We start from the raw sequence: 336 nt of genomic DNA, 5'->3' as shown, positions 1-336 counted from the left end.
CACTTAGAGTGGCCATACACCGCCAGTGAAGCACTAGATAAGATGATTGCTGAACTGCAAGATGCAAGACAAGAGCGTAGTAGATTCGATACCTTCATTCGCTCACAAACCTTCCTTGATCAATTGACGGGTGCTGCCAACCGCCTTTCATTTGACAACAAACTGGAGTCGACGCTTACCGAAAGTGGCGCAGCTGGTGGTGTGATCGTTGTGCAGGTGAATGACTGGGTAGAGATCCGAGATAGTTTAACTAAAGAGCAGAAAGACAGATTTATCGTTAACTTGGGGGAGGCAGTCGCCAACTGTGTCAATCGCTTTCCCGATGTAGTGTTTGCC

General features: G+C 47.9%; 1 protein-coding gene. It reads left to right on the top strand.

Annotated features, from left to right (window positions below):
• The coding region (locus AB4585_RS26965) for a diguanylate cyclase domain-containing protein (RefSeq protein WP_372171808.1) at nt 1-336 on the top strand (336 nt) is incomplete at both ends.

This window comes from Vibrio sp. 10N.222.49.C9, assembly GCF_041474985.1.
GTDB classification, from domain to species: domain Bacteria; phylum Pseudomonadota; class Gammaproteobacteria; order Enterobacterales; family Vibrionaceae; genus Vibrio; species Vibrio crassostreae_C.
This window is presented reverse-complemented; position numbering and strand designations above follow the sequence as displayed.